This is a genomic window from Serratia sp. A07 (genome assembly GCF_058725505.1).
Genome location: NZ_JBZXDO010000073.1, coordinates 1 through 6611, shown reverse-complemented (window position 1 = coordinate 6611; position 6611 = coordinate 1). Strand labels below are relative to the sequence as shown.

Annotated in this window: 6 protein-coding genes; 5 read left to right on the top strand and 1 reads right to left on the bottom strand. The window is 43.4% G+C overall.

Translation table 11 applies throughout. From position 1 onward, the window contains the following. Positions 1 to 937: UvrD-helicase domain-containing protein (locus AC4PR2_RS27135; protein WP_492175805.1), on the bottom strand; the 937-nt coding region annotated here is incomplete at its 3' end. Positions 938 to 1599: 662 nt separating this feature from the next. On the opposite strand from AC4PR2_RS27135, the gene AC4PR2_RS27130 reads away from it, so the two are divergent. The 5 genes from AC4PR2_RS27130 to AC4PR2_RS27110 all read left to right on the top strand — a co-directional run bounded on the left by AC4PR2_RS27130 (position 1600) and on the right by AC4PR2_RS27110 (position 6351). Next, a complete protein-coding gene (locus tag AC4PR2_RS27130) occupies positions 1600 to 2433 on the top strand; it encodes a helix-turn-helix domain-containing protein (protein ID WP_492175803.1) in 834 nt (277 codons plus the stop codon). 6 nt (positions 2434 to 2439) lie between these two features. Next, positions 2440 to 3426, top strand: coding sequence for a glycosyltransferase family 9 protein (locus AC4PR2_RS27125; RefSeq protein WP_492175802.1), 987 nt, complete (start codon positions 2440 to 2442; stop codon positions 3424 to 3426). Next, on the top strand, positions 3419 to 3922 hold the full coding sequence (locus AC4PR2_RS27120) for a putative pterin-binding protein (RefSeq protein WP_492175801.1): 504 nt from the start codon (positions 3419 to 3421) through the stop codon (positions 3920 to 3922). Before AC4PR2_RS27125 ends, AC4PR2_RS27120 begins: the two co-directional genes overlap by 8 nt. Beyond that, on the top strand, positions 3919 to 5631 hold the full coding sequence (locus tag AC4PR2_RS27115; protein WP_492175799.1) for an ATP-binding response regulator: 1713 nt from the start codon (positions 3919 to 3921) through the stop codon (positions 5629 to 5631). Before AC4PR2_RS27120 ends, AC4PR2_RS27115 begins: the two co-directional genes overlap by 4 nt. 438 nt (positions 5632 to 6069) lie before the next feature. Continuing rightward, on the top strand, positions 6070 to 6351 hold the full coding sequence (locus AC4PR2_RS27110) for a type IV pilus biogenesis protein PilI (RefSeq protein ID WP_492175798.1): 282 nt from the start codon (positions 6070 to 6072) through the stop codon (positions 6349 to 6351). Positions 6352 to 6611: the final 260 nt, after the last annotated feature.

The following is a 6611-nucleotide window of genomic DNA, read 5'->3' as shown; positions in this document are numbered from 1 at the left end:
AGGCGGCATCACTGGCGCCGTAGTGAACCGGCCATTTTAATTGTCGCCGACCGGCCAAAATAATTGACGCGAGATAATCAGGTATGCACCCAACAACCCTGTCGTTTCCCCCCTCCCCGACCACAGATAGCGTTTCGCCTTGCCGCGCAAGCAGCATATTGGCCACCTGGGCCACGGCAGGACCAAAACGGAAACTGTGTGTCAGGTAAAGTTGGTCCGCATCGGCCAACTCAGGAGCATCGAGGGCATTTTCCGCGCCACGGAATCGGTAGATTTGTTGATGCCGGTCGCCAACCAACACCACATTACAGCCCTGCGCCAGTACCAGTGACTGCGTCACCGGATTCGCGTCTTGCCCCTCGTCAAACAGGAGCGTCTGCCAGCGTTTGGAAAGGTCGGGCTGAGAGAGCTGATACAGCTTGAGGTAAACGTCATGGGTGACAGGGAAAGTACCATCCTGGCGTGCAGACTCACGCCAGAGCAATTGCGCCGCTGCCAGGATTTTATCGGGCGACAAACCACTGCGTGAGTCTTCATCAGGCAAGTGTTGCAAACCCAATTCGCCATCCCCACTGCAGAGGAAAGCGTTAAAGGTCGTGATAGATGTGCGTGCCAGCGGCCAATAGCGGGTATTGAGTTGGCGAGCAACGTCAGTGATCCGCAGGTTAGCTGTCAACCGCCGCTGATAATGGCGCCCGAAGTTAGGCCAGGCCATCTGATGCGACGTCTTACATTCAACGTTAAACGGGAATTTTTGCTCAGCCTCATCCCTGACTGCACGGTTATAGGCAAGATAAAGCATCCTGCAATCCGGGTTTGCCTGGGCAAAACGGACCAATGTAGACGTTTTACCGGTGCCGGCAAACGCCCTGACAACCAGGCGATGGCCGGACCAACCAATGATGGCGGCCTGTTCAGGTGTATCACAATAAGACATAAGCAGCACTCCGTAAAACTTGACCGGCGCTTATCCTGCGCAGGTCAGTACGGCCAGTACCACAGAAAAACCTTTTCCCGAAAGAAATAGATTCCCGCAGTCAGCCGTGTTCAGGTTGATAGACCGCTATCAACCCCTCATTGCTGGAGTCTCTTAGGGCAAAACAGTGGGGAAGCCTATACCTCCGAAGGCAACCCCAAAGCTAACAATCTATTGTTTTATTGTGTTTTTATCAGGTTTCCCTGGTGCCAAGAACAACAAATATCAGGTGATTTTATTACGGGGCGTTCCGACTATTCACAAAATGCATCTACAAATGAAAAGTCCACCCTCATGATTTTGCGCATCCCTCCGCATCGTTTGGCATTTCCCAAACGTTGAGTGGGCGCTTTCTCTGGTGTTGTGCGCTATAGCATCACCTGAGCGTTATGCTCTTCCAAAAGGAGATGAACATAACGCTTAGAAGCCTCAGTTAAGCACCGCGAGCCTCCACACTCAGACTTCTTTTTAACAACCAACATGACTCCTTGTCAATAAAAATGACACTATAGCGATTATTTAAATCATTTTGAGACATTGCGAAGTGCGGCTTTATTGAAAAAAACAACTTTGAGTGTACAATGATGGCTGTTTTTTAAACCGAAACAGGCTGAAGGTGGGAGATGGCAATCAACAATAAAACTGCCCTGGGGGAAGTCATTGCCAAAGCGATGACGATGAAAGGCATTCCAAAACAAAAGCATATTAGCCACACCAGTCGCGTTCTGGAGATCACCATAGCTGCAGCACAGAAAAAGATGAGCGGCGCATCAAACTGGGAGGTATCGCAACTGGTTAAAGTCGTTGACTCTATCGGTATGACAACGAGTGACTTCTTCGACATCTATAATTACTCAATAAATGAAGTGCATGACGCCGTCTGGAATGATGGCAAGACCCATGTTAAATGCAAAATATATTTATCCGAAGTAAAAACCAATGATGCAACTGAATACTCAGCCGTGAAAATCAACGATGAATGGGTTGTTTTTCACACTAACGATATAAAGGACGATGTATTGTTTGAGTCGAAGCGCAACATTGATATAATTCAACTCTACCCTCAAAAGCAGAGTCTAAAAAAACACCGAATCGCAATTCTTGATGATGACAAAAACATCGTAGACAGTCTCAAAGAAATAATTGCCAATAATCAATATCTTGTTGATGCATTTTATGACATTGAGTCATTACAAGAACGTCTGATAAACACCCCTTATGATGCCTACATCCTGGATTGGGTCGTTGGGGAAAAAACCGCTTTCAATACGATAAAAGAGATAAGGAAGACAGAGAATAATAACGCTATGATACTGGTTCTTACCGGGCAACTACCTGGAATTGTAGATAGTGAGATCGCCAGCGCAATAAATGATTATGATATCACTGGCCCTCACGAAAAACCGATAAAAGCCAGTGTAATAAAGTCATTGGTGGATAAACATTTCCCTGAGTGAATGATTATGGATGATTATTTGTTGACGTATACAGGCAGTCTATTGCTGGACGGAAGATACATCGTATCGCCCTATGGAGTGAGTAAAGAAAGCCCCTGTGGTGATCTTTCCCCATTGAACAACCCTACGATTTTCAATAACTCAATCAATGAAGTTTCCATCGACTATTCAAAGGTCAAAAGCCTGACTGTAATCAATGGATTAGGCGTAACGCTAGGTGACTCAGTTGTTGGAATATCTGCGCTACATGCAATAAAGAAAATCAATCCAAGAATTGCAATCAGAGTCATTCGCCCCGAAAATTGTCCTGATTATGTTAATGAAATTTATACGCTCGCGAAGCATATCATAGATGACATTTCCTATATGCCGTTTGACATTACCAGTTTTTCAGACGCAGACCTCGTTATAGATATAGGGAATCAGTTGTACTGGAAAGGTTTTGATACATTAGAGATGCACGATTTCTTTTTAAGGAATCTGGGTGTCGAGCACAGCCAGGTTTCAACCTCATTAAAAAGTAATGCCTGGCTCAGGTACTCGCCCATTGAAGATCTGAACCTGGGTGAGTATGTACTCTTCTGTCCTTATGCAAGCACAAAGATAAGAAGCATCCCCACGCGATACCACAGGAATATAATCTCTTATCTGAGTGGAAGGTTCAGAGTTAAAGTCCTTGGTTTCAGTGAAATCAGCCATGAAAACTATACGAATATCACAGGATTGTCAAAAAACACCGTTTCCTTCGCCTCCATCATTAAAAATGCGAAGCATCTTTACACATGTGACTCAGCAGCCTTACACATTGGCGCAGGATTTAACACGCCCACCACATGTATATTCACCACAGTGAAACCTGAGCTTCGTAGCTTATACTATAAAAACTGCAAATCCATTTACATAGGAAATAATGAAACAGAGGGCGTTCATAACAGTGAAAATGTACGCTTACTTGACTTAATCAATAAGGAGTTTGAGGTTTATTATGCGTAAATTGATGTTATCGGGAATATTCTGCTTAGTTACTTTATTCATTTCCCTCCCTTCTTTCTCGAAAACAGGAGACATCTATATTGACGGAGATATAACTCACAGAAATTATGGGGCAGGATACGTATTGACAGCGGCGGAATTTAATACACTGGAAAAACACCACATAAAAACAACAACATCATGGACTGAGTTGGGTCACGTCGTGGATTTCGAAGGTGTAAAATTCAAAGACTTGTTAAATGTTGTCGGCGCACGTGGGAAAACTTTAAGAATGAGGGCCTTAAATGATTACTGGGTTGACATTCCGGTCTCTGACGTCGAGGAATTCGATATGCTGCTGGCTAACAAAATGGATGGAAAACCATTGAAAGTTAGAGACTTTGGCCCGTACTTCGTCATTTACCCGATGGACAAGTTTTACGGTAAACTCAATACGCCCGTGTATCAAGCTCGTCATATCTGGCAGGTAAGCGGCATAACGGTACTAGATAAATGAAACTAAAAAAGCTCATCATTCAGTACTTATTGGTTTTCCTGGTGCTAACAGGTGGGTTTGTGTGGATGTATGAGCAATACTTTTCCACGCGCCATAATATTAACTCAGCGGGTCCACAAGAAAACTATGCCTGGGCAATTGCAAAGTTTGCTATCCGACTGGCTGGGTTCAATGCCAAAATTGAACACCAGTTACGGCTAGGGACCGATGACAAAGAAGAGTTGCAAAAAGAATTGGATATTCTTTTCTCAAGCTCTAATGTACTACTCCATAAAAGTATATCGACCAGATACTTATATGACGAAGCTGGGTATGCTAGAACGGTTGAACAAATACATTTAAATCTTGAGAAAATCGATATCGAATTAAAAAAGAGAAACACGAACTACTCAAACCTGCTTGAAATCATTGAGTTAATAGGTCTGGACAACAAAGAACTCATCGTTATCTCGGACCATGCTGAAGTCAGGCAAAGAGACATTATACAGCAGGATTATATTAACAAAGCCAACTCGATGCGGTTTCCCATTGCCATCCTGTACGTTATTTTTTCATTGATGCTTTTCGTATCATATCGGCAGGTAAAATCCATTAACAAGCAGCTGGAGTCCGAGAAGAAATCATTTAACAACAAGAATGCATTCCTTGGTGTATTAGGTCACGAATTGAGAACTTCACTTCAGGCAATAATCTCATCGGTTGAGGTGATCACCCAGCAAAAAGACGTCGTAGCATTCTCTCACTTTGAGCGATTAGAGAATGCTGCCATGAAAATGGAACGTCAAATGAAAGACCTCGCTGAGTTTGCCAAAGTTGACAATGGCAATGTTGAAATAAAAATCTCATCATTCAACTTACATAAGCTCGTGCATGATACTGTTGAGCAAAGCATCACTATTTTGAACAAGAAAAACATCAATGTAAGCATAGATGTAATTGAAAATATATATGTAAAAAGCGATCCCTCCAGGATTATGCAAATCATAGAGAACATTGTCACCAATGCTATAAAGTATACTGAGAATGGAAATGTACAGATAAGCGCAGTCATCCGCGACAAGTCCAGACTGGTCATTACGGTAAGAGACACGGGCCGGGGTATTCCGAAAGATAAAATTGATACAATCTTCTTTCCGTTCATTAGGGTTGGCGGCGATAACAAGGTTCCAGGCTTTGGGATGGGATTGGCCATTGTCCACGGTGTTGTTAAAGCCATGAACGGGACTATTGATGTAGAAAGTGAGGTGAGCAAAGGGAGCACATTCACTGTTTCATTACCCATTGAGTTTTCAAAACATGAAGAAACGGGCATTCCCACCGACATGGATAATATCACTTTTTCAGCCAAAGGGATCAGGGTTTTAATCATCGATGATAATGAAATGGCCTGTGAGTCATTGGTGTCAATTCTTCAGCATGAGTTTACAGTCGAGTATACGACCTCCCCAGAGCGGGCTTTGGAAAAATTATATCGAAAATCATTCGATCTTGTTTTGAGCGATCTGCAGATGCCTATAATGACAGGTGATGACTTATATAAAAGAGTCAAAGAGAACAAAGGACCAAATAAAAATACGCCTTTCATATTTATTAGTGCATATACGAGTGAAAGCCCAATCAAAGATGTGGCTATTTTAACTAAACCGGTCAGATTAAATGATATCAAAAAAGCCATGGCATCAGCATTGATTACACCACCCATTTCCTGAATCCATTTTTCAACTAACTATAAGCCACCGGGATACCGGTGGCTTATAGTTAGGGTTTCAGCAAAGGTCGGCTGCACCCTCCCAGCAGACGAGTCAATACATCCACTGTAGCGAGAAAGGATATGCGCAATGAGCCTCTTTGCTACGTTGGGCGTATTTACACCATCGAGTTTCGATTGATGTTAAGGACGCTCCGGCCTATCGAACGTTTTCTACTGTCAGCGACTCATCCACGTTCAGCAATGCAAACCTATGTTCAAAACACCTACTTCCAGGTACGAGAGAAATTATTTCTGTCTAATAATTATTTTCGGCTGGATCTGACTATCTCCATATCGCGTAATCGAGGAACAAACTCGACACTGCACTCTTGTCGCGGTCACATAAGTTTTAGCGTCAACGTGAATGGGGAAACCATTCGAGAAGAAGGTGATGTTTATGTCAAAAGTATCAGAAAAAATCCAATGGCGAGTTACTTATCGTAAGAATACAGGTGAGGATGCCGCGTTAGAAATGCCATCATTTGAGCACGGCAACGCAGCATCCAAAGAGTTAATGACCCCGTTAAATTATATTATCCGCATTGAAAAGAATGGGGAAACAGTGAAGCGTTGGGACAGAGAGATCTTAGCCGGCTCAAACAAATGGAAAAGCTGCAACCCAGATGATTTCGAGATCTTGGGGGCACTGATAACAATCAATAAAGTTATTGAAAAGTAAAGACTACTGAAATAACGATAGAATCAATTCATTGCCCATTGCCATAAAAAACGCCCCCTGACGGGAGCGTGGTGGTTTGGTTATGTCGTCAAGTCACTGCGTTAAACGTCTGTAAGCGCAGTGGCCATTGTTCCAACCAATGCATCGGGGTGTACATCACCAACCGCCGTTCATCTGTCAGTGTATCTCGCGTCAATTATTTTGGCCGGTCGGCGACAATTAAAATGGCCGGTTCACTACGGCGCCAGTGATGCCGCCTC